Origin of the sequence: Halovulum dunhuangense, from assembly GCF_013093415.1 — a bacterium.
Taxonomy (GTDB): domain Bacteria; phylum Pseudomonadota; class Alphaproteobacteria; order Rhodobacterales; family Rhodobacteraceae; genus Halovulum; species Halovulum dunhuangense.
In genome coordinates, this window is the sequence record NZ_JABFBC010000002.1 from 561,605 (window position 1) to 582,404 (window position 20,800).

The 20,800-nt window shown below is 68.1% G+C and carries 15 protein-coding genes; 11 read left to right on the forward strand and 4 right to left on the reverse strand.

What is annotated here, in order from left to right; translation table 11 throughout:
- The first annotated feature begins 75 nt into the window (after window positions 1-75).
- The 6 genes from HMH01_RS13405 to HMH01_RS13430 all read left to right on the forward strand — a co-directional run bounded on the left by HMH01_RS13405 (window position 76) and on the right by HMH01_RS13430 (window position 6,675).
- On the forward strand, window positions 76-1,353 hold the full coding sequence (locus HMH01_RS13405) for an MFS transporter (RefSeq protein WP_171326275.1): 1,278 nt from the start codon (window positions 76-78) through the stop codon (window positions 1,351-1,353).
- A gap of 107 nt (window positions 1,354-1,460) precedes the next feature.
- Window positions 1,461-2,651: an ABC transporter substrate-binding protein gene (locus tag HMH01_RS13410; RefSeq protein ID WP_171326276.1), complete on the forward strand. Its 1,191-nt coding sequence runs from the start codon at window positions 1,461-1,463 to the stop codon at window positions 2,649-2,651.
- 97 nt (window positions 2,652-2,748) lie between these two features.
- The gene (locus HMH01_RS13415) at window positions 2,749-3,531 is read left to right on the forward strand and encodes an ABC transporter ATP-binding protein (RefSeq protein ID WP_171326277.1); all 783 of its coding nucleotides are present in this window, start codon (window positions 2,749-2,751) and stop codon (window positions 3,529-3,531) included.
- A gap of 130 nt (window positions 3,532-3,661) precedes the next feature.
- On the forward strand, window positions 3,662-4,366 hold the full coding sequence (locus tag HMH01_RS13420) for an ABC transporter ATP-binding protein (RefSeq protein WP_171326278.1): 705 nt from the start codon (window positions 3,662-3,664) through the stop codon (window positions 4,364-4,366).
- A gap of 3 nt (window positions 4,367-4,369) precedes the next feature.
- Window positions 4,370-5,383 carry a branched-chain amino acid ABC transporter permease gene (locus HMH01_RS13425; protein WP_171326279.1) on the forward strand — a complete coding sequence of 338 codons (1,014 nt, stop codon included), beginning with the start codon at window positions 4,370-4,372 and terminating at the stop codon, window positions 5,381-5,383.
- A complete protein-coding gene (locus tag HMH01_RS13430) occupies window positions 5,380-6,675 on the forward strand; it encodes a branched-chain amino acid ABC transporter permease (protein WP_171326280.1) in 1,296 nt (431 codons plus the stop codon). The genes HMH01_RS13425 and HMH01_RS13430 overlap by 4 nt, the downstream gene beginning before the upstream one ends.
- Here HMH01_RS13430 and HMH01_RS13435 read toward each other — a convergent pair.
- Both HMH01_RS13435 and HMH01_RS13440 read right to left on the reverse strand, forming a co-directional pair.
- On the reverse strand, window positions 6,638-7,828 hold the full coding sequence (locus HMH01_RS13435) for a Bcr/CflA family efflux MFS transporter (protein ID WP_171326281.1): 1,191 nt from the start codon (window positions 7,826-7,828) through the stop codon (window positions 6,638-6,640). The two genes, HMH01_RS13430 and HMH01_RS13435, sit on opposite strands and share 38 nt — an antisense overlap.
- A 45-nt stretch (window positions 7,829-7,873) precedes the next feature.
- Window positions 7,874-8,887, reverse strand: coding sequence for a LysR family transcriptional regulator (locus HMH01_RS13440; protein ID WP_171326282.1), 1,014 nt, complete (start codon window positions 8,885-8,887; stop codon window positions 7,874-7,876).
- A gap of 147 nt (window positions 8,888-9,034) precedes the next feature.
- Between HMH01_RS13440 and HMH01_RS13445 the strand changes: the two genes are divergently transcribed.
- The 3 genes from HMH01_RS13445 to HMH01_RS13455 are packed head-to-tail and all read left to right on the forward strand — an operon-like array spanning window position 9,035 to window position 10,874.
- A complete protein-coding gene (locus HMH01_RS13445; protein WP_171326283.1) occupies window positions 9,035-9,622 on the forward strand; it encodes a hypothetical protein in 588 nt (195 codons plus the stop codon).
- 31 nt (window positions 9,623-9,653) lie between these two features.
- Complete coding sequence (locus tag HMH01_RS13450) at window positions 9,654-10,292, forward strand: GNAT family N-acetyltransferase (RefSeq protein ID WP_171326284.1); 639 nt, start codon at window positions 9,654-9,656, stop codon at window positions 10,290-10,292.
- A gap of 9 nt (window positions 10,293-10,301) precedes the next feature.
- Window positions 10,302-10,874, forward strand: coding sequence for an isochorismatase family protein (locus HMH01_RS13455; RefSeq protein ID WP_171326285.1), 573 nt, complete (start codon window positions 10,302-10,304; stop codon window positions 10,872-10,874).
- A 718-nt stretch (window positions 10,875-11,592) separates the two neighbouring features.
- Here the strand turns inward: HMH01_RS13455 and pbpC are convergent.
- Window positions 11,593-13,614: a penicillin-binding protein 1C gene (pbpC, locus tag HMH01_RS13460; RefSeq protein WP_171326286.1), complete on the reverse strand. Its 2,022-nt coding sequence runs from the start codon at window positions 13,612-13,614 to the stop codon at window positions 11,593-11,595.
- Window position 13,615: 1 nt separating this feature from the next.
- Window positions 13,616-19,060: an alpha-2-macroglobulin family protein gene (locus HMH01_RS13465; RefSeq protein ID WP_171326287.1), complete on the reverse strand. Its 5,445-nt coding sequence runs from the start codon at window positions 19,058-19,060 to the stop codon at window positions 13,616-13,618.
- Window positions 19,061-19,337: 277 nt separating this feature from the next.
- On the opposite strand from HMH01_RS13465, the gene HMH01_RS13470 reads away from it, so the two are divergent.
- Both HMH01_RS13470 and HMH01_RS13475 read left to right on the forward strand, forming a co-directional pair.
- Window positions 19,338-20,051: a cobalamin B12-binding domain-containing protein gene (locus HMH01_RS13470; RefSeq protein WP_171326288.1), complete on the forward strand. Its 714-nt coding sequence runs from the start codon at window positions 19,338-19,340 to the stop codon at window positions 20,049-20,051.
- Window positions 20,052-20,156: 105 nt separating this feature from the next.
- Window positions 20,157-20,798, forward strand: coding sequence for an ABC transporter ATP-binding protein (locus HMH01_RS13475; RefSeq protein ID WP_171326289.1), 642 nt, complete (start codon window positions 20,157-20,159; stop codon window positions 20,796-20,798).
- Window positions 20,799-20,800 lie beyond the last annotated feature (2 nt).

Below are 20,800 nucleotides of genomic sequence, written 5' to 3' on the forward strand. Positions count from 1 at the left end.
CCGGGTTTCCATCCTTGTGCACCGCAACATACGAACTGATCGCGGGGTTACAACGCATCGCGTGGAAAAGCGGTTATGAGCGGAACGCATAGCGGAGAGACGACTGGCCCGAATGGCCAGCAGGATCCGGAAGGCAGCGGCAACTCCTTGAAAGTCAACGGCAGTCTGGCAGCCATCCGGTCGCCGGCCTTTCGTCTTTACCTGATGGGGAATGCCTTTGCGTTGCAGGCGACCTGGATCCAGCGCATCACGATCGCGTGGCTGGCCTGGGATCTGTCCGCTTCGGCCAGCTTCGTCGGCTGGATCGCCTTTCTGGGCTTTGCGCCAACCCTGGTCAGCGGGCCGGTTTTCGGCGCCCTCGTGGATCGCTCGCCGGTCAGACGGGCGGCGACCATCAGCCAGGCGGCGATGTTCGCGCTTGCGGTCCTTCTGGCCCTGACGCACTGGGCAGGCGCGCTTGGCCAGACGGCGCTGGCCGGATTCGCGCTTGCCATCGGCATCGTCACGTCGGCGCATCATCCGATCCGCATGAGCCTTGCGCCGCTGCTGGTGCCGGTCTCGGCGGTAGGCTCGGTCGCGAACCTCGCGTCGATCAACTTCAACCTCGCGCGCAGCGTCGGGCCGGCAATCGGCGGCTTCCTGATCGCCAATTTCGGGATCGGCACGGCGATGTGGGTGACCGCCGCCTGCCTGCTGCCCTACCAGATCGTGCTGCCGTTCCTGCGCACCCGCGACCTGAGCCTGTCGTCCCCGCCCGAGACGACGCTGCTGCGCGGGCTGGCCAGCGGGTTCCGCTTCGCCTGGCGGACGGGGCGGATCCGGGCGATCCTGCTGGTCACGCTGATCGCGGCGGTGATCGGGCGCGGGATGCTGGAACTGCTGCCCCTGATCGCCGACGGCATCTTCGCGCGCGGCCCCGCGGGGCTTGGGCTTCTGACGTCTGCCGCGGGGATAGGTGCGCTTGGCGCCGCGCTGATGGTGCTGATGCTGCCGGTGCCCCGACCCGGAGAGGTGCCGCCCGCGGGCCTGGTCGCGTCCTTCGCAAGCATCGGGCTTTGCGGCGTTCTGGCGATCAGCCAGAGCTGGCCGCTGACGGTGGCCGCGACCGGGCTTCTGGGCGGAACGGCGACGGTGATGGGGATATCCATGCAGGCGGCGCTGCAACCAGCGCTACCCGACGACTACCGCGGCCGAGTGATGAGCCTGTGGGTGATGACCGGGGTCGGCGGATCGGCGCTGGGGGCTCTGTTCCTTGGGGCCATGGCGGAAATCGCGGGGCTCAGGGCAGGCACGCTTCTGCCCTGCGCCGCCGGTGTCGCGCTGCTGGTCCTTGCCGCGCGCCGCGGGCGGTAGACGGCGATCCGATCACCCTTGCGCGAAACAGCCGAGCGGCTATGGTCGAGCGGTCGAATCCGGGCGCAGGCCAACCGCCCCCCGGATCAAACGTCTAGGAGGAATTCATGAAGAAGTTTCTGCTCGCCACCGCGGCCATCGCGGGTCTTGGCACCAGCGCCCTGGCCGACGCCCACGCCGTCAAGGTCGGCGTCATCCTCGGCTTCACCGGTCCGCTCGAGTCGATCACGCCCAGCATGGGCGCCAGCGCCGAACTCGCGTTCAAGGAAATCTCGGACAGCGGCCTGTTCCTCGATGGCGCCGTGATCGAGCCTGTGCGCGCCGACAGCACCTGCATCGACGCCGCAGCCGCGACCGCCGCGGCCGAGCGCCTGGTGAGTGCCGAGAACGTGGTGGCGATCATGGGCGCCGACTGCTCGGGCGTGACCACCGCCATCGCAAGCAACGTGGCGATCCCGAACGGTGTCGTGATGGTGTCGCCCTCGGCCACCTCGCCGGCGCTGTCCACGATCGAGGATAACGGCCTCTTCTTCCGCACCGCCCCCTCGGACGCGCGCCAGGGCGAGGTTCTGGCCAACATCCTGGCCGACCGCGACATCAGCGAAGTGGCCGTGACCTACACCAACAATGACTACGGCAAGGGCCTTTCCGACAGCTTCGCCGCGGCCTTCACCGCAGCGGGCGGCACCGTCACGATCAACGCCGCGCACGAGGATGGCAAGGGCGACTACTCGGCCGAGGTCGGCGCACTGGCCGCGGCCGGCGGCGACGTTCTCGTCGTGCTGGGCTATGTGGACCAGGGCGGGGTCGGCATCATCCGCACCTCGGTGGACACCGGCGCCTTCGACACCTTCGTGCTGGGCGACGGCATGTTCGGCCAGAGCCTGATCGACGCGATCGGCCCGGATCTGGACGGCACCTTCGGCACCGCCCCCTGGAGCCAGGGCGACGGCGCGGAAGCCTTTGCCGCGCTGGCGCAGGCCTCGGGCCTGGACCCCGACAGCACCTACACCCGCGAAAGCTATGACGCGGGCGCGCTGATCGCGCTGGCGATGGCCAAGGGCGGCGAGGCCACCCGCGAGGCGGTTGCGGCCAACCTGCTCGATGTCGCGAACGCCCCCGGCGAGCCGATCCTGCCGGGCGAACTGGACAAGGCGCTGGAGATCCTCGCCGGCGGTGGCGACATCGACTATGTCGGCGCCACCAACGTGGAACTCATCGGCCCGGGCGAAGCCGCCGGCACCTATCGCGAGTACGAGGTGAAGGATGGTGCGTTCGAGACGGTGACCTTCCGCTGATCGCATAGCGACGAAACGATCGGCCCGGGGCGACGCGATTTCGCCCCGGGCCTTTTTCCATTGAAAAGTCCATCCGTTTTCGGGATACCCCGGCGCCATGATCCGTGTCGAAAACCTTCACATGCATTTCGGGGGCATCCGCGCCGTGAACGGCGCCAGCCTCGAGATTGCAAAGGGCTCCATCACCGGGCTGATCGGCCCGAACGGGGCGGGCAAGACCACGCTCTTCAACGTCGTGGCCGGGCATTACAGGCCCACATCCGGGCATGTCTACCTGGATGGCGAGGAGATCACAGGCCTGCCGCCGCACGAGCTGTTCGGCAAGGGGCTTCTGCGGACATTCCAGATCGCGCATGAATTCTCGACCCTCACGGTGCGCGAGAACCTGATGACGGTTCCCGCCGGCCAGGCGGGAGAGCGGATCTGGGACGCCTGGTTCCGCCGCGGCGCGGTCGCCGCGCAGGAGCGCGACGTGCGCCGCAAGGCGGACGAGGTGATCGATTTCCTGGAAATCGGCCATGTCGCGGACGAACTGGCGGGCAACCTGTCGGGCGGCCAGAAGAAGCTGCTGGAACTTGGCCGCACCATGATGGTGGACGCGAAGATCGTGTTCCTCGACGAGGTGGGCGCAGGCGTGAACCGCACCCTTCTGAACACGATCGGCGACGCGATCCTGCGGCTGAACCGGGAACGGGGCTACACTTTCTGCATGATCGAACATGACATGGACTTCATCGGCCGCCTTTGCGACCCGGTCATCGTGATGGCCGAGGGCACGGTGCTGGCCGAAGGCACCGCCGAAGAGGTGAAGGCCAACGAGCAGGTGATCGAGGCCTATCTCGGCACCGGGCTCAAGAACAAGCCCGCGGTGCGGGCATGACGGCGACAAGGGCGTGCCGACGCGCCCCGGGCCTGACCCGGGGCCCCGCAGCCGGCTGCGCGCGGGCGGTCCCGGGTCAGGCCCGGGACGCGAAGCGCCGCCTTGCGCGCGCCGCGACAGGAGACGCGCGATGCCCTTTCTGATCGGCGAGAACATGACAGGCGGCTATGGCGGGGCCGATATCCTGCACGGCTGCACGATCTCGGTCGACAAGGGCGAGATAGCGGTGATCGTGGGGCCGAACGGCGCCGGCAAGTCGACCGCGATGAAGGCGGTGTTCGGCATGCTGCCGCTGCGCGAGGGGCGCGTGACGCTGGACGGGCAGGACATCACCGGCCTCTCGCCGCAGGCGCGCGTCGCGGCCGGCATGGGTTTCGTGCCACAGACGAGCAACGTGTTCACCTCGATGACCGTGCGCGAGAACCTCGAGATGGGGGCCTATCTGCGCCAGGACGATTTCACCGACACGATGGAGCAGGTGTTCGACCTGTTCCCGATCCTGCGCGAGAAGGCGGCGCAGCCCGCGGGCGAGCTGTCGGGCGGCCAGCGCCAGCAGGTCGCCGTGGGCCGGGCCCTGATGACGAAACCCTCGGTGCTGATGCTGGACGAACCCACGGCGGGCGTGTCGCCCATCGTCATGGACGAGCTGTTCGACCGCATCCTCGAGGTGGCCCGCACCGGCATCGCCATCCTGATGGTGGAACAGAACGCCAAGCAGGCGCTGAACATCGCCGACAAGGGCTTCGTGCTCGTGCAGGGCGCGAACCGCTTCACCGACACCGGCGCCGCGCTTCTGGCGGACCCGGAAGTCCGCCGCAGTTTCCTGGGAGGCTGAGCCATGCATGACGTGCTGAACGCCTTCGTCCTGTTGTCGAATTTCGTGCTGATCCCCGGCCTTGCCTATGGCGCCCAGCTGGCGCTGGGGGCGCTGGGCGTGACGCTGATCTATGCCGTGCTGCGCTTCTCGAACTTCGCCCATGGCGACCTGATGGCCTTTGGCGCGATGTGCACGATCCTGGTGACATGGGCCATGCAGGGTATCGGCATCAGCGCGGGACCGCTGCCAACGGCGCTGCTGGCCCTGCCCTTCGGGATCCTCGGCGCGGTGGTGCTGAGCCTTGCGTTCGACCGCAGCGTCTATCGGTTCTACCGCAAGCAGCGTGCGGCGCCGGTCGTGTTCGTGATCGCCAGCGTCGGCGTCATGTTCATGATCAACGGCATCGTGCGCCTCGTGATCGGGCCCGACGACGTCCGTTTCGACGATGGCGAACGCTTCATCATCCGCGCCCGGGACTTCGAGGCATGGAGCGGCCTGAACGAGGGGCTGGCCCTGCGCAGCACCCAGGGCATCACCATCGTCGTGGCATTTGCCGTGATGGTCGCGCTGTTCTGGTTTCTCAACCGCACCCGCATGGGCAAGGCGATGCGCGCCTATTCCGACAACGAGGATCTGGCCCTTCTTTCCGGCATCAACCCGGACCGCGTGGTGTTCTGGACCTGGGTGATCGCGGCAGCACTGGCGACAGCGGCCGGAACGCTCTATGGCCTCGACAAGAGCTTCAAGGCCTTCACCTACTTCCAGCTGCTGTTGCCCATCTTCGCTGCCGCCATCGTGGGCGGCATCGGCAATCCGCTGGGCGCCATCGCCGGCGGCTTCGTCATCGCCTTTTCCGAGGTGACGGTGACCTATGCCTACAAGCGGTTCGTGGGATACCTGGTGCCAGAGAGCTGGGCGCCGGAGGGGCTCGCCCAGCTTCTGTCGACCGACTACAAGTTCGCGGTCTCCTTCGTGATCCTCGTGCTGGTGCTGCTGATCCGGCCAACCGGCATCTTCAAGGGGCGGATCATATGAAGAACTTCCTTCTCTTCGGCGGCATGGGCGCCGCGCTGGTCGCCGTGGGCCTGTTCCAGAGCTGGAACGTCGCGCTCGCGATCCTGAACCTGCAACTGATCTCCGCGATCATGGCGCTAGGCGTGAACATCCAGTGGGGCTATGCGGGGCTTTTCAACGTCGGGATCATGGGCTTCGCGGCCCTTGGCGGCGTCGCTGCGGTCCTCGTTTCGATGCCGCCGGTCGCAGAGGCGTGGCGCGCGGGGGGCAGCGGCGTCCTGCTGGCGGGTCTCGCGGTGGCCGCGACCGTGGCTGCCTGCGTCCTGATCTACCGCAAGCTGTCGGGAAATGCGCGCAAGCTCGGCCTGTTCCTTGCCGTCGTGGCGGGCTACTGGATCAGCCGCGCGCTTTACGATCCGGCGGTCGGCGCGATCGAGGCGGTGGACCCGGCCGCGACCGGATACCTGGGTGGACTTGGCCTGCCCATCGTGCTGGCCTGGGGCGTCGGCGGCCTGCTGGCGGCGGGGGTCGCCTGGATCGTCGGCAAGATCTCTCTCGGGCTGCGGTCCGACTACCTGGCCATCGCGACGCTCGGCATTTCCGAGATCCTGATCGCGGTGATCAAGAACGAGGACTGGCTCACCCGCGGCGTGAAGAACGTGACCGGGCTGCCGCGCCCGGTCCCCTACGAGATCGAGCTGCAACGGCAGCCCTGGTTCGCGGACCTTGCCACAGGCCTGGGCATCCCGGTGGCCGAGTTTTCCGGCATATACGTCAAGGGGCTCTACGCGCTGCTGTTCACGGCCGTGCTGATCCTTGTATACATGCTTTCGCAGCGGGCGCTTCATTCGCCCTGGGGCAGGATGATGCGTGCCATTCGCGACAATCGCGACGCGGCCGCCGCCATGGGCAAGAACGTGACCAGGCGCCATCTTCAGGTGTTCGTCCTGGGCTCGGCCGTCGTGGGTATCGCCGGGGCCATGCTGACCACGCTCGACGGTCAGTTCACGCCGGGCACATACAACCCGCTGCGCTACACCTTCCTGATCTGGGTGATGGTGATCGTCGGCGGCTCCGGCAACAACACCGGCGCCATACTCGGCGCCTTCGTGATCTGGTTCCTGTGGATCCAGGCGGAACCGGCGGGCCTGTGGCTGATGGACACGATCACCGCCCGGATGCCAGCCGACTCGCCGATCGCCGCGCATCTTCTGGATGCCGCCCCGCATCTGCGGCTGTTTCTCATGGGCCTTATCCTGCTGCTGGTGCTGCGCTTCAGTCCGCGGGGCCTGATACCCGAGCAGCGCGGCTGACAGCCCCGGCGCAAGAGCGCCAGACCAGCACCGACCCGGTAGCGACCAGCCCTGCCATGACCAGCGTCATCGGCAGGGCGGTGTGGTCGTAGAAATGCGCCGAAAGCGCGCCCGCAAGCGCCGCCGCCGACAGTTGCAGCGACCCGAGCAGGGCCGATGCCGGACCCTGCGGTGCATCGCCCGCCGCGTTCAGCACGACCAGCGGTCCGGCGGCCAGCACCAGCGCGAGGCAGATGCCGTAAAGCGCCATCGCCCCGAGCACGAGCGGGATCGACAGAAGACCAACGGCGATCGGCACGACGAGAACGACCATCGCCATGACCATTCCCAACGCCGCAAGTCGCAACAGCGCGCAGGCATCCCTGTTCGCGCTGGCGCGCGAGGCAAGGATATTGCCCAGGATGAAGGCCGCGATGATCGCCAGGTGCGTCAGGCCGTAGCGCTCTGTCGGCAGGCCCATGATCTCGATGAAGACGACGGGCGCCGTGGTGATATACGCATAGAACGCACCGAACATCAGGGACACGCCCAGCGCCGCGCCCATGTATCCCGGCGACTTCAACAACGCCCCGTATGCCGAGACGGATGCCCCGGGACGGAAGGGCCTGCGCTGGGCCAGGCTTTCGGGTACGACCAGCCAGACCAGCAACCCGACGCCCAGCGCCAGCGCCGCGATCAGCCAGAAGCCGGCCGACCAGCCGAACCAGACATGCAGGTAGCCGCCGATCAGCGGCCCTGCCGCCGGTGCGACTCCCAACGTCGCGCCGTAGAGCGCCATGACCTTCAGCGCCTTCTGGGGGTCGTACAACTCTCGAATGATGAGGATGATGACCACCGACGGCACGCTGGAGGCGAGCCCCTGCAGGAAGCGCCCGGCAAGAAGCGTCTCGATGTTCGGGGCCAGGGCGCAGAACACCGAAAACCCTGCAAAGACGACAAAGGCCAGTACCAGAAGCATCCGCCGCCCGATGGCATCGGCAACCGGCCCATGCACAAGCTGTGCAAGCGCGTAGGCGGCAAGATTGACCCCCACCGTCATCTGCGCAAGCGATATGCTGGTGCCGAAGGCTTCCGGCAGGTCCGGGATGCTGGGCGTGATAAGATCGGTGGACAGCACGCTGATCGCGGTGCAACCCGCAAGGATAAGGGGCACGGCCCGGCCGGGCCGTCCCTGCTCGCCGCCGATCATTTGGCGGCCTCAGCCGATGTCGCGGAGGTAGTCCGTCGAAAAGCTGAAGCGACCCGGCTTGTCCTGCCAGTGCCGACTGTCGAAATCCTTGAAGGCGCTTGGATGTATGAATTCGTCACGGAACCATGGGTATTTCGCGGCATCGAACGCGCCGATGAGCCAGTCTATCATTGTCGCCACACGCGGCGTCCTGCGCGCATCCGGGTGATAGGTCATCCAGATATCGATACGGTGGTGAATGCCGATATCGATTGGCACGAGATCGTTGAACAGGGCCGCGCTGTAGGTCGGCAGGCCGCCGATGCCGGCCCCGCCATGGACGGCCGAGAAGTGTCCGGCAGAGGAATTGGTGCGGATTCCGACCACCCCCTCGACATCCTCGATCCCCAGGTAACGGGGCCAGGCACCCTGGTCGAGTTGCGGCCCCACCTGGTCCACCAACCGGTGGTCCAGCATGTCCGCCCGACTCTGGGGCGTGCCATACACTTCGAGATAGCGCTGCGAGGCGAAGGGATAGATATGCAGCGAGCAGAGCCTGCGGCGCATCACATGCGGGTTGGTCGGCTCTTCGAACTGGATCGCGACATCCGCCTCCATCCGGGAGACGTCCACCACCGTCTCGGAGGCGCGCAGATCGATCACCATCATCGGGTTGCCCCGCTGGAAGTCGATCAGCCGCGGCATCAGCCAGTAGGTGCCGATACCCTCGGTCGAGGAGATGCGCACGATCCCGCGCTTGTTCGACTCGAAGGTTTCGATACGGCGCCGGAAGTCAAAGGCGCCCTGCTCGATCTGGTTCGCACTGGAGACCAGCCGGGCGCCTTCGCGCGTCAGTTGCACCCCGTTGGGCAGCCTGTCGAACAGCTGAAACCCCAGCTCTGCCTCGAGCGCACTGATTCGCCGGACAACCGTGGAGGAAGTCAGCCCGAGATTCTTCGCCGCGGCACGAAAGCTGAGCGACCTGGCGCAGGCCAGGAAAACCTTCAGATCGTCCCAGGACGGGTCAGCAACTGCCTTTTTCATGGATCCCCGCTGCATATGCGCATCAGGCCGCTGTCGATTCTATGCCCTGCCAAGATGCCAGCGGGCAGGTACCTTTTCCACTTAAAAGTGAGTTTCTGGTGGCACCTCCGCATGTGCTTGCCTGAATTAGGCGAGTGAAACAGTGACATGAAGCACTACACGAAGGAATTTGACGCCCTCGACCCGACGCTCGCGGCGCGACGGGTCAGCGTCGCGCGGGCGAGCGCCGAGGAACTCGCGCAGATTTATCCACAGGTAGCTGCGTCATTCATGCAGCAGGTGGCCAGTCTTGCGACCTGCCAGGACATCCGGCGGCGGCATCACGACAACATCTGGGCGATCCGCCACCGGCGCGACGGTGCCCTGATCGGCCTTTACGCTATGGTCATGCTTTCGCCCGAGGGGCATGCCGCCCTGCTGATCGGGGATTTCGACGCCCCCGACCCGCGCCTCAGCCATGTGGCGGCGACGGGCGATCCGGTGGCGGCGATCTACCATTGGGGCGTCTACGCGCCCGGCATCGCCGCGGCGGCCATCCCGCTCATGGCCGAACGGCTGAGCAGCCCCGATTACCGGCACCTCGATCTGTATGGCAACGGCTCCACGCCTGCGGGGCGCCGGATCATGAAATCCCTGGGGTTCCACCGGGTCGAAGACCCGCGCACCCCACAATTGTTCAAGTACGAGCGGCTCGCCCGGCGCGGTCTGTTCGAGATTACCGGGTACTCCCTGTAAGGGCCCTCAAACTCATAACGGAGACCTTCCCATGCCCGACGGCCAGATTCACTTCAACAGGGACGGCGCGAACGAAAACGGCCAGAAACGCCGCCCCGTGCTCAAGGTGACCACGGTCAAGACGATCGAGGACATGATGCGCGTCACCTCGATCCGCGCTGCCGTGTACATGGCGGAACAGGACTGCCCCTACGAGGAGGAGTTCGACGGCAACGACTTCTGCGCAACCCACCTGATCGGCTGGGTCGATGGCGAGCCTGTCGCCTGCCTGCGGCTGCGCTGGTTCGGCGGCTTCGCCAAGATGGAGCGCGTGGCCGTACGGCCCCGGTTCCGCAAGACCCGGATCGCCTTCAAGATGATCCGCTTCGGGATCGAGCATGCCCACCGCAAGGGCTTTTCCCGGATCATCGGCCATGCCCGGGACGAGCTGATCCCGCTTTACCGACTGTTCGGGTTCCGTGTGGACGAGGATGCCCGATCGCTGGTCTTCTCCGACTACTCCTACACCGAGATGGTGCTTGACGGGGACCTGCCGGAGAACGCGATCACGCTGCGCTCCTGCCCCTATGCCCTGATCCGCCCCGAGGGAGACTGGGATCGCCCGGGCATCCTGGAGAAGTCTGTCGACCGCACCAAGACCGACACAGCCTATGCGATGGCCGCCGAATAGGAGGAGTGATTGAGCATCATCATCCGCCCCTCTCAGGGGGTGTTTCAGCGGACCATGCCTCTGGTCGTTGTGTTCGGCGCATGGCGCAGCGTCGATGGTGACACGCCGCTCGACGCGGCGGATCACGATACGATCACGAGGTGCGTGTCCGTGGCGCGGCGACTGCAGATGCCGCTTGCGTTCAGCCGCGCCATGAAGCCGGAGCGGGACAGGCGCGCGGGGGGCGTCTGGCTGCCCGAATGCCGCCCGAGGGTTACCGACAGGGTGTTCGACCACCCGCGGGGATCCTGTTTCGAGAACCGCGATTTCGAACATGTTTTCAGAAGCATCACGCAGCGCGACATCTACCTCGTGGGGCCCAGGTTTGATTCGTCGCTGCGCGCCACATTGCGCGACACGAGGGGCCATGAACGCCCGGTGAAGGTGGTCATCGCTGCGCATCCGCTGCAAAATTGCAGCACGGCACCCGAATTCCGTGCCGCGATCTTCCGCGCCACAGCCGTGTCGGACGCGGATCGCGACATCTGCGTCGAAGATTGGGAACGCAGCTTCTGCTCTGTAGAGCATCTGATGGCGCAATAGTTTTAATGGGATCAATTCTTTTTGAAAACGGCCATCAATCGGGCCGGTAACAAAAGGGTAACAGAAGGTAAAACCGAAAAATTCAAAAATATCTTTTTTATTTATGAATTTTTTTGGAAATCTTGAAGCCAGCTATTCCAACCTATACATTCCGGCTTCCAGAAAATCATCCATAATAAAATATTAAAGCTCTGAATTGGGCAATCAATACCCGCTGCAAATTTGCACATTCTGGCGCCCGCAGCGGCGCCGGCTATACTGATCGCGTCTGGTGCAGGTTGTTGGTCATCATGGCAGCGTCGCTTGGGGGAGCACCCTGCGATTGGCCGACACACCAGATGGGGTGGTCACGTGTATTGTGTGCCATACCCCGAGTAGAGAGTGCAAAGGCCAGATAGTGGATACTGGCCGTGTAGTATCAGAGTTCAGGCTCGCAAACGAATTGAAGACCTCGGGTCTCGATCCTCGGATCAGACCCGGTGGACCTGGCGGAAGGTGGGGGCTGGATGCCAGATCCAGAAGGAACAAGGGGTCGCACCCAGTGGATATCGCCTTATGGCAATCTGCCGGACAACCCTACTGGACCGTTGCGTAGGGAGCATTGATTTGCGTTGCTCCGTGTAGAACCAGGTTCCGAAGGGCCGGAAACGTTCGATGCGTGAACTTGCAATAGGCGCCGGGTCAAGGGCTGACCTGGCGCCTTTTATATTGCGGCACCCTAGTCGAGCCGCAGTTCCACGCCGGCCCGTGCGGCATGCCCGAACCGATCCAGCACCGTCACGGTTACATGGCCGGGACCGTCGGGCGTCCAGACGAAACTGCGCGCCATCGGATCCCAGGGAACGACAGCGCCGTCCACCATCCAGGTGAATGGCGCGCGACCGTCCTGTACCTTGGCGACCAACCGGGCGGCAGCGCCCCGTCCGGACAGCACCAGCACCGCCCCATCGGGCGGATAGACCAGCGCAAGCGGCACCGCGTCCGCCTTGGCGGGCCGCCGAACCGGCCCCAGCTGCCGCAAAGGCGCGGGCAGCTCGGCATGGCTGACCAGCAGCACATCAGATGGCGGCGGCGGCAACGGCACAAGCCCGCCCTCGATCCGCGCAAAGACTTCGAACATCAGGGGTGCCGCCGTCTCGAAACCGGAAAGTCCCGGCACCGCGGCAGCGTCGGGACGGCCCGCCCAGATGGCCACCACATGCGCACCGTCATGGCCGATTGCCCAGGCGTCGCGGTAGCCGTAAGAGGTGCCGGTCTTGAACGCGATGCGCCCGGAAGGGGCGAGCCCGGGCACAGGCGCGCCCCGCAGGATATCCGATACCTGCCAGGCCGCGGCGGCCCCCAGCAGCCTGTCGCCGCCCCCATCCACGCCCCCGCGCGCAAGAACCGCGTAAAGCCGTGCCAGATCCTCAAGCGAAAGCCCCAGGCCCCCCAGCGCGGCCGCAAGCCCTGGCGCCGCGTCGCCAGCCGTCCGCGGCACAGCCCCGGCGCGGCGCAGAAACGCGGTCAGCCGGGCCGGGCCGATCTCGTCCAGCAGGGCGACCGCGGGCACGTTGAGCGAAAGTTGCAGCGCCTCGCGTGCCGACACCGCGCCGCGATACCCGCCGTCGAAATTGACCGGGGCGTACCCGCCGAAATCCGTTGGCCGATCCTCCAGCCGGGTTTCGGGATGGGCACGCCCATCGGCGAAGGCCAACGCGTAGACAAAAGGCTTCAGCGCCGATCCGGGCGAGCGTACGGCCCGGCTCATGTCGATGAAGCCGCCCCGCGCGGTCGCACCCGGCAGTGCTGCACCCGCATGAGCGACAAGCCGGCCGCTGCGATGGTCGATCACGATACCCGCCGCCGAAACACCGGGCGGCAGCCGGCCGGCAGCAGCGGCCAGCACATGCTCCAGCCCGATCTGCATCTTGAGATCCACCGGCAGCCGGTGGACCGGCGCTGCCGGATCCTCCGCCACGGCCCGCCCCGCCAGGTGCCAGGCATGTTCGGGAAACGGGGTGCGTCTGCGCGGCACCGGCTCTGCCATCGCATGCGGCAGCACCGTTGGGTCGAGAACGCCCAGCGCCGCAGCGCGGGCCAGAACACCGTTTCGCGCCCGCTCTGCCACAAGCGGCGCGCGATCCGGGCGCCGCGCCTCGGGGGCCTGCGGCAGCGCCACCAGCAGCGCCGCCTCGCCTGGCGACAGCCGGTGCGCGTCCTTGCCGAACCAGCTCATGGAGGCAGCGCGCACGCCCTCGATATTTCCGCCATAGGGGGCGCGCGTCAGGTAGATCTGCAGGATCTCGGCCTTGGACAAGCGCCGCTCCAGCGCCAGCGCCAGCCGGATCTGCCGCAGCTTTCCGCGCCATTGCCCGGTGCCGCCCCCATCGATCAGGCGGGCGACCTGCATCGTCAGGGTCGAGCCGCCCGACACGATCCGCCCAGCCAGCAGGCTGTCCAGCGCCGCCCGCGCCAGCGCCAGCGGATCGACCCCGGGGTGCGACCAGAAGCGCCGGTCCTCATAGGCGATCAGTTGCACGAGAAAGCCCGCATCCACGCGCTCGGCGCCCACGGGCAGGCGCCAGCGGTCATCCGCGGCCAGGAACACCCGCAGCGGCGCGCCTTCGGCATCCGTCACCACCGTCGAGAACGGGGCCTCTAGCGGCGGCAAATCGGCGGTGTCGATCCAGCGGTCGAGTGCGAAGCCCCCGACCGCAAGGCCGATCGCCAGCCCGGCCGCGATGCGCCGCCCCCGCATGTCAGGGGGCGATCACGGCCTGCCCTGTCGCGCCACGGGCGCGGAAGGCGGGGCGGTACATGTCCTCGACGCTGGCTGCCGGGTGGTGGAACACCCCGGCCGATATCGCCCGCACCGCATAGGCCAGCCGGATCGGCTGCCGCCCGCTAGCATCGACGGCGGCGGTATAGCGCATCGTCTCGGCCGCGGTGTGGCGGGCGATGTCGGGCAGGTCGATCCAGTCGAGCCCGGCCACATTCCCGGTCGAGACGAGCGCGGGGTTGTCGATCTCGAAGCCCGCTGGAAGCGGATCGGTGATCATCAGCCGCGCCGCGCCGTCGCGCTCGGGCGTGACGGTCAGCACCACCACGATCCGGTCGTTCCGGCGGATCGACTGCGGATCCACCGGCGCGCCCTCGGGCGTGAAGAGCTGCCGCTCGATCCGGTAGCCGTTGCCTTGAGCGGGTTCGGCCGCCTCGGGCGTGCCGAAGACGGTCAGCACCACCGGCACCGCCAGCGCCCCGTCATTCGCGATGCGGCGCGGGGTGGCAAGGTCCTGCCCATCAAAGGCCTCGGCCAGCGGACCGGCGGGGGCGGCCCCGTCAAGGGTGAGGCCCGGCTCGGCCCCGACCGCGCCCAGCGCATGGGCGGCAAGCACCGTCCAGAGCTGTTCCTGCGTGGACGCGCTTCGCCCGGGCCGCGCGTCCCGCACCACCGCCTCGGTCAGATCCGCCCGGTCCAGCGCCTGGCTTCCGGCCTCCACCGCCAGCGTCAGCACCGCCGCCCGGTCGCGCGCCGCCGTTCCGTAATCGGCGCGCCAGCCGCTGTCGGCCTCGCCCTCGCCAAGCCTTGCAGCCGCCGCGCGGAACATCGCGTCGGCCCGCGCCGGATCGCCATAGGCGGCCAGCCCCGCACCCAGCTGCGCCAGCGCCAGCGGCGTCGCGAAGGCATCCGCCCGGCTGTCGGCATAGTAGCGCAGATCCCCGATCGAGGCGCGGCCCTCGCGCGCCAGCACCATCAGCGCATAGGCCAGCCCCTCGCCGCCATTCTCGAAATCGGGCGCGGCATTCACCGCGTTGGCAAGGTTGCGCAACGCCGCGTCGAAGGCGCGCTCGGACACCGGGTGCCCCTCGGCCCGGGCGCGCGACAGGAAGTCGGTGACATAGGCATCGAGCCAAAGATCGCCGTCGCCCGGCCGCCAGAGCCCGAAACTCCCGTCCGATGCCTGCCGCCCCAGCACCGAGTTCAGCGCATCGCGCATCCTGGTATCCAGCCTTTCCTGCCCCAGCAGGTCCAGCGAGGCCGCCATCTGGTCGTAGTAAAGCAGCGGCAGCGCGCGCGACACGATCTGTTCCGTGCAGCCGAAGGGATAGGCGTCGAGCGCGGCCAGCAACCCAGGCACGTCGAACCGCGCCAGCGCCCCAGCCGAGACCAGCACCCGCCCGGTGCCGGGAACCAGCCCCGCCAGCAGGTCGCCCGTCAGGTCGAGCGATTGCCCCGGCTCAAGCGTCAGGCGCGACTGGCGCGCGATCCCCGGATCGTTCGCCCGTATCCCCAGCGCCAGCTCCTTGGTCAACACCTGACCGTCGGGCGTGGTGAGCTGCACGACAAGCCCGTTGTCGCCCACCGCCCCGGCAGTTATCGGCACCGAAAGCGTTGCGCGCCCTCCAGCCTCGAGGCGCGCGCTCAGGGCCACGTCGGGCAGCGGCAGCGCATCGGTGCCGGTCAGGGTCACGCTCACCGGCCCGGCGGGGCCGGACACATGGGTCAGGTCGAACACGATCTCGGACCGGTCGCCGGGCGCAAGAAAGCGGGGCAGCGTGGCGCTCAGCACGACCGGGTCGCGGACCAGAAGCTCCTGGCTGGCCGATCCGACACCGCTCGCGGACCAGACCACCGCGTCGAGCCGCACCGTTCCGTTGAAGTCCGGCAGGGGCACGGGAACGCTTGCCCTGCCTTCCGCATCCAGCGTCAGCGGCCCCGAGAACACGGCCATCAGCCGCTCGGTCGGCGGTGGGCCGGCCAGCGACGCGGCCCCGCCATCGCCGCCCGAGCGCAGGCGCCCGGGGCTGCCCTGCATGCCGTCGATCAGCCGGCCATAGAGATCGCGCAACTCGAAGCCCAGCCGCCGCTGACCCAGGTAATGCGCCGCCGGATCGGGCGGCTCGGATCCGGTCAGGTTCAGGATGCCCAGATCGACGGCCGAAACCGTCGCGAAAACCGTCTCGCCCGGCTGTGCACCCGTCACCGCAAGACTTGCCATGTGCACCCCGCGCGGTGCCGCCTCGGCCCGGGAAGTAAAGGCCGCTTCCAGCCTGCGCGGCCCCGGCTCGATCCCGACCCAGCCAAGCCCGATCGCCCGCGACGGGTTGCGCCCGGCGGCACGCTCCAGCGGGCGGACATGGCTTGCCACCACATAGGCGCCGATCCCCCAGGCATCGGTCACCGCCAGATCGACCTCCACCGGGGCGGTGTCCGTCACCGTCAGGCTGCGGCGCTCGATCAGCCCGTCGGCCAGCACCATGACCTGTATCTCGCCGGGCAGGCGCGGCGCGATGCGCAGCCGCGCGGTATCGCCGGCGGCATAGCTCTCGCGGTCGAGCGAGACCTCCAGCAGGTCGGGCGTCTCGGTCCCGGCATCGGCGGCATACCAGCCCGCATCGAAGGCCGTGACCGTGCGCGCATAGCCCCCCGAGGCGCCTGCGACCGACAACTCGTAGCGCCCCCAGTCGACACCTGCCTCGATCCGCACGGGCGCATCGGCCAGCGTGTCGATCGTGCCGTCCGCGATGCGGTTGCGGCTTTCGATCCGCTCGAAATTCCACCGGCCGTTCAGTTCGTACCACTGGTAGTCGGTCTCGACGCGGACCAGCTCCCAGCGCAGCCCCGGCATCGCGACCTGCGCGCCGCCCGCGCCCAGCGCGATCACGTCGAAGGCGGCGCTGCTGCCTTCGGGGACATCCCCGTCGAACAGCGGCCGCACCCCGATCAACGGCGCATCCGGGCGGACCGGGCGGGTGATCCGCCGCTCTACCGGTCGGCCCGAAGTGTCGGCCAGCCGCACCACCGCCGTCAGTTCCAGCGGGCGATCCGCCATCTCGGGACGGCTGGGAAAAAGCGGCAGCGAAAGCCTGCCATCGGCGCCCGTAACCAGCGGGCGCTCGGCAAGCGGGGCATATTGCGTGGAAAACTGGCTGTCGGTCGGCCCGAAGCGGTAGCCGGGGAAGCCCGCGACACCGTCCGTGGCGGATACCAGCAGGTCGCCATCGACCGTCAGCCCGGCACCCGGGGCGCCGAACAGGAACCGCGCCTCGATCCCGAGCGGCGGCAGCGCTGACAGATCCACCGGCCCCTCGGGCAGGTCGAGCGTGAAATCGATCCGCTCTGGCACGAAATCCTCGACCAGGAAGCCGGCATCGGCCAGCGCCGGCGCCTCGGGATCGGCGTGGACGCGCAGCCGCCACGGTCCGCGCATCGCGCCATCCGGCAGGTCGAGCGCCAGCACCCGCCCCCCGGCCCCTGCGTCCGTCAGGGTCTGACGACCATGCTCGACCCCGTCGGGGCGCAGGATCACCGCCGTCAGCGGCAGCCCCGCGATCCCGCGGCTTGCCGGATCACGGGCCAGGATCGTCGCGTTCAGCCGCTCGCCTGGCCGATAGGCGCCGCGATCGGTGGCGATGAACACGTCTACCGGCGGCGGCGCGGCGCGTCCGGCAACCCCGCGATCGCCCAGATCCATGGCCGCCTCGGTCAGGTCCAGAAAGGCGTAATCCCCCTCGGCGCCGGTCGCGGTCAGAAGCGCGGGCGCAGATCCCCCGGTGCCACGGGCCAGCCCCGGAGGAAAGACGGCGTAGCCCCCGGCATCGGTCACGGCCCGCCCCAGCGCCGCGCCGTTGCGCGCGACAAGCGCCACCTCTACCCCCGGCCGGGGCGCGGCCGAGCCGAGCCCGCGCACGAAGACATGCACCCCATCGGGGCCGGACAGGGTGGACAGGCCCAGATCGGTCACGATGAACCATTGCGTCGCCGCACGCTCCCAGTCCTCGGCGCCGGGAAGCCGGGCGGTCATGGCATAGACGCCCGGCACGAAGTCCTGCACCGTCTCGCCCAGGGGCAGCGTGGTGGTCACGTCGCGGTTCAGCTCCATCCCGAGTTCCGCGACGCCGGACCAGACCGGCGTGCCCAGCTCGTCCGCCAGACGCTCCTCGTCGTAGCCCGCCAGCGGGCTGCCCACGATACCGTCGCGCAGCGCCGCGCGAAGCCCCGCATCCGGGATCGCATGGATCGCCACCTCTGCCCGCGGGACATTGACGCCGATCAGCGGAATCGCCGCATCGGCGCTGCGCGGCAGGACATAGGCGCGCCCCGGAAAGCGCAGCGAAGGCGTGCGGTCGCGGACATAGAAACTCTGGTCCACGGCGCGGGCCAGCACCTCGCCGCTTTGCGCGGGCAGGCCCGGGCGCAGGGTCAGCGCCAACTCGCTGCCATGCGCCATCCCCTCGATGCACAGATCCCGCCCGTCGGCGGTCACCGCAAGTCCCGGGGAAGGCAGGCTCAGGTAATCCGCGTAATCCACGGCCCCGGCAACCAGCGGCTCGGAAAAGGTGATGCAGACGCGCGGGGTGCCGGCATCGCTGTCGACGCGGCTGTCCGATACCCGAAACCCGTAGAGCCCGACGACCCGATCCAGCGCCGCAGACAGATCCGCGCGCGGCCCCTCGGCCAGCGCAAGGCGCAGCGCATCGATACTGGCGCGGCCCTGTGCATTGGCCTCCAGCGCCACGGCCAGCGCTGCAAGCGCGTTCTGCAACTCTGCCCCGTCAGGTGCCCGCAGGACCGATGCCACAGCGGCGTTCAGCGCGTCGCGCCGCAGGTTGGCGCGTTCCTCGCCGTCATTGGTCCTGACCGCCAGCGCGTATTCGGAATAGGCCGCCCATGTCTCGGCCCGGTCGGCCAGGGCTGCCGCCATCCCGGCGCTGTCCATCGCGGCGCGGAAATCACCCGCCCTCGCGCCCTGCCGCGCCTCGGCCAGCAGCGCACCGGCATCCGTCCCGCCAGCATGGCCGACGACAATCCTCTCGACGAAGTCCCCTGCCTCGCCGATGGCGCCGGGGGCAAGGAAGTCCAGCGCGGCTGCCCGCCGCGCGGCGCGGGCCCGGATCTCGGGCGGGATCGGCAGCATGACGGCGGATACGGCCCCGACATAGGGGTCGCGCCGCTCGACGCCGGTCTTCAGAAAGCACGACGCCGAGCGGGTGTTGTAGGTGAAGGCCTGGCACTGCGTCTCGGCATCGCAGGCCGCGCGGCAGAACTCGGGCGTGGTATCGAAGATCGACCGCAGATCACCGCCGTAGAAATCGGTGTCATGCTCGTAAAGCGGCCGCTTCAGCGGCAAGGGATCGGTCTGCGCGTGAAGCGGCAGGACCGTCAGGAGCATGGCGACGAAGGCGATGAAAATGCGGGCCATGGGGCCTCCGGCTGAAATTCGATCCTATCATCCAGGGCCGACGATGGGGGTTGCGTCGATTCCCGGCAACCCGGCAACGCATGTTCAGAGCCGTTTGTTGAACGAGACTGAATGCGCTAACGTCCTATCTGTGGCGTGACTGGCGACCATGGGCGGAAAGCGAATGACGACGCGCGATGGCGAAAATCTATCCGGACAGCGGCAGGATCCGCAGCATTCGGATCACCATCTCCTCCGCATCCGGCGCATCCTCGAACATCGTATCGCGCCTTCCCTGATGCTCGATCCGGCGCTGATCCTTCCATCCGGCCGGAAGTCGGGCCAGGACGAGGGACTGTCCGACACCATGGTCGCCATGGTTCTCCAGGGCCGCGAGGACCAGGCCCGGTCCGAGATCCGCGCGCTGCACCGCGGCGGCATGAGCTTCGAGCAGTTGCAGCTGGGCCTTCTGGCCCCCGCGGTGAAGAAGCTGGGCGCGCTGTGGGACAACGACAATGTCAGCTTCGTCGACGTGACGGTCGCGGTCGGCACCCTGCAGCGCCTGATGCATTTCGTGTCCGTCGAACTGGAGGGGGCGCCGATCATGCTGGCGAACCCGCGGTCGATCTGCATCTTCCCCGAGCCGGGCGCGATCCACACTTTCGGGCCGGCGCTGGTCGCCGAGTATTTCGAGCATGCCGGCTGGCAGGTCCACTATGTTCCCGACGCCGACCGCAACCAGCTGCGCGCCATCGTCGAGGGCAGCGATGTCGATGTCCTGGGGCTGTCGCTCGGCCGGGCGGAAAAGGCGGACGCGGCGGCGACCCTTGTCGCAGAGCTGCGCGCCGTCTCGCGCAACCGGCGGATCCTGACCGTCGCGGGCGGCCCCGCCCTTGTGCGGGACCCCCATCTGATGATGCAGCTCGGCGTGGATGCTGTGCTGGCCTCGATCGATACGGCGCAGATCGCAACGGCCCGGATGGTGGATCACCGCCGCGCCGACAGGGCCTGACAGCCCGGAACAGCGCCGGCGACGCCCCCCCGCAGACAATCGGTCGCCCTTGGCAATCCTGCCGCAGCGCTTACCCTCTGCGCGGAACACCCTGCGGGAGCGGTCATGCTGCATGTCGAGAACCTGTCGAAATCCCATGGCGCCCTGCGCATCCTCGACGGCGTGGACCTGGCGCTGGGCCAGGGCGAGACGCTGGCGCTGACCGGCGAGTCGGGCAGCGGGAAAAGCACGCTTCTGCATCTGATCGCGGGGCTGGACGCGCCCGATACCGGGCGGATCGTGCTGGGCGGGCAGGATATCGCCGCACTGGACGATGCCGGCCGCGCCGCGTTGCGCCGGGACCGGGTCGGGCTGGTGTTCCAGCAGTTCAACCTGGTCCAGAGCCTGCCGGTCGCGCAGAACGTGTCGCTGCAGGCGCGGCTTGCCGGGCGCCACGATGCCGCGCGGAACCGCCGCCTGATCGAGCGGCTGGGCCTGTCGGGGCTGGAAGACCGCTATCCGGAACAGCTGTCAGGGGGCCAGCAGCAGCGCGTGGCGATCGCCCGCGCGCTGGCGGCGGCGCCCCCCCTGCTGCTGGCTGACGAGCCGACCGGCAACCTGGACGAGGCGACCGGCGATGCCGTGCTCGACCTGATGCTGGACCTGGTGGCCGAGGCCGGAATGGCGCTGATCCTGGTCACCCATTCGCCGCGCCTGGCCGCACGGCTGGGGCAGGTGCGGCTGCTTCGCGCGGGCAGGCTGGCATGACC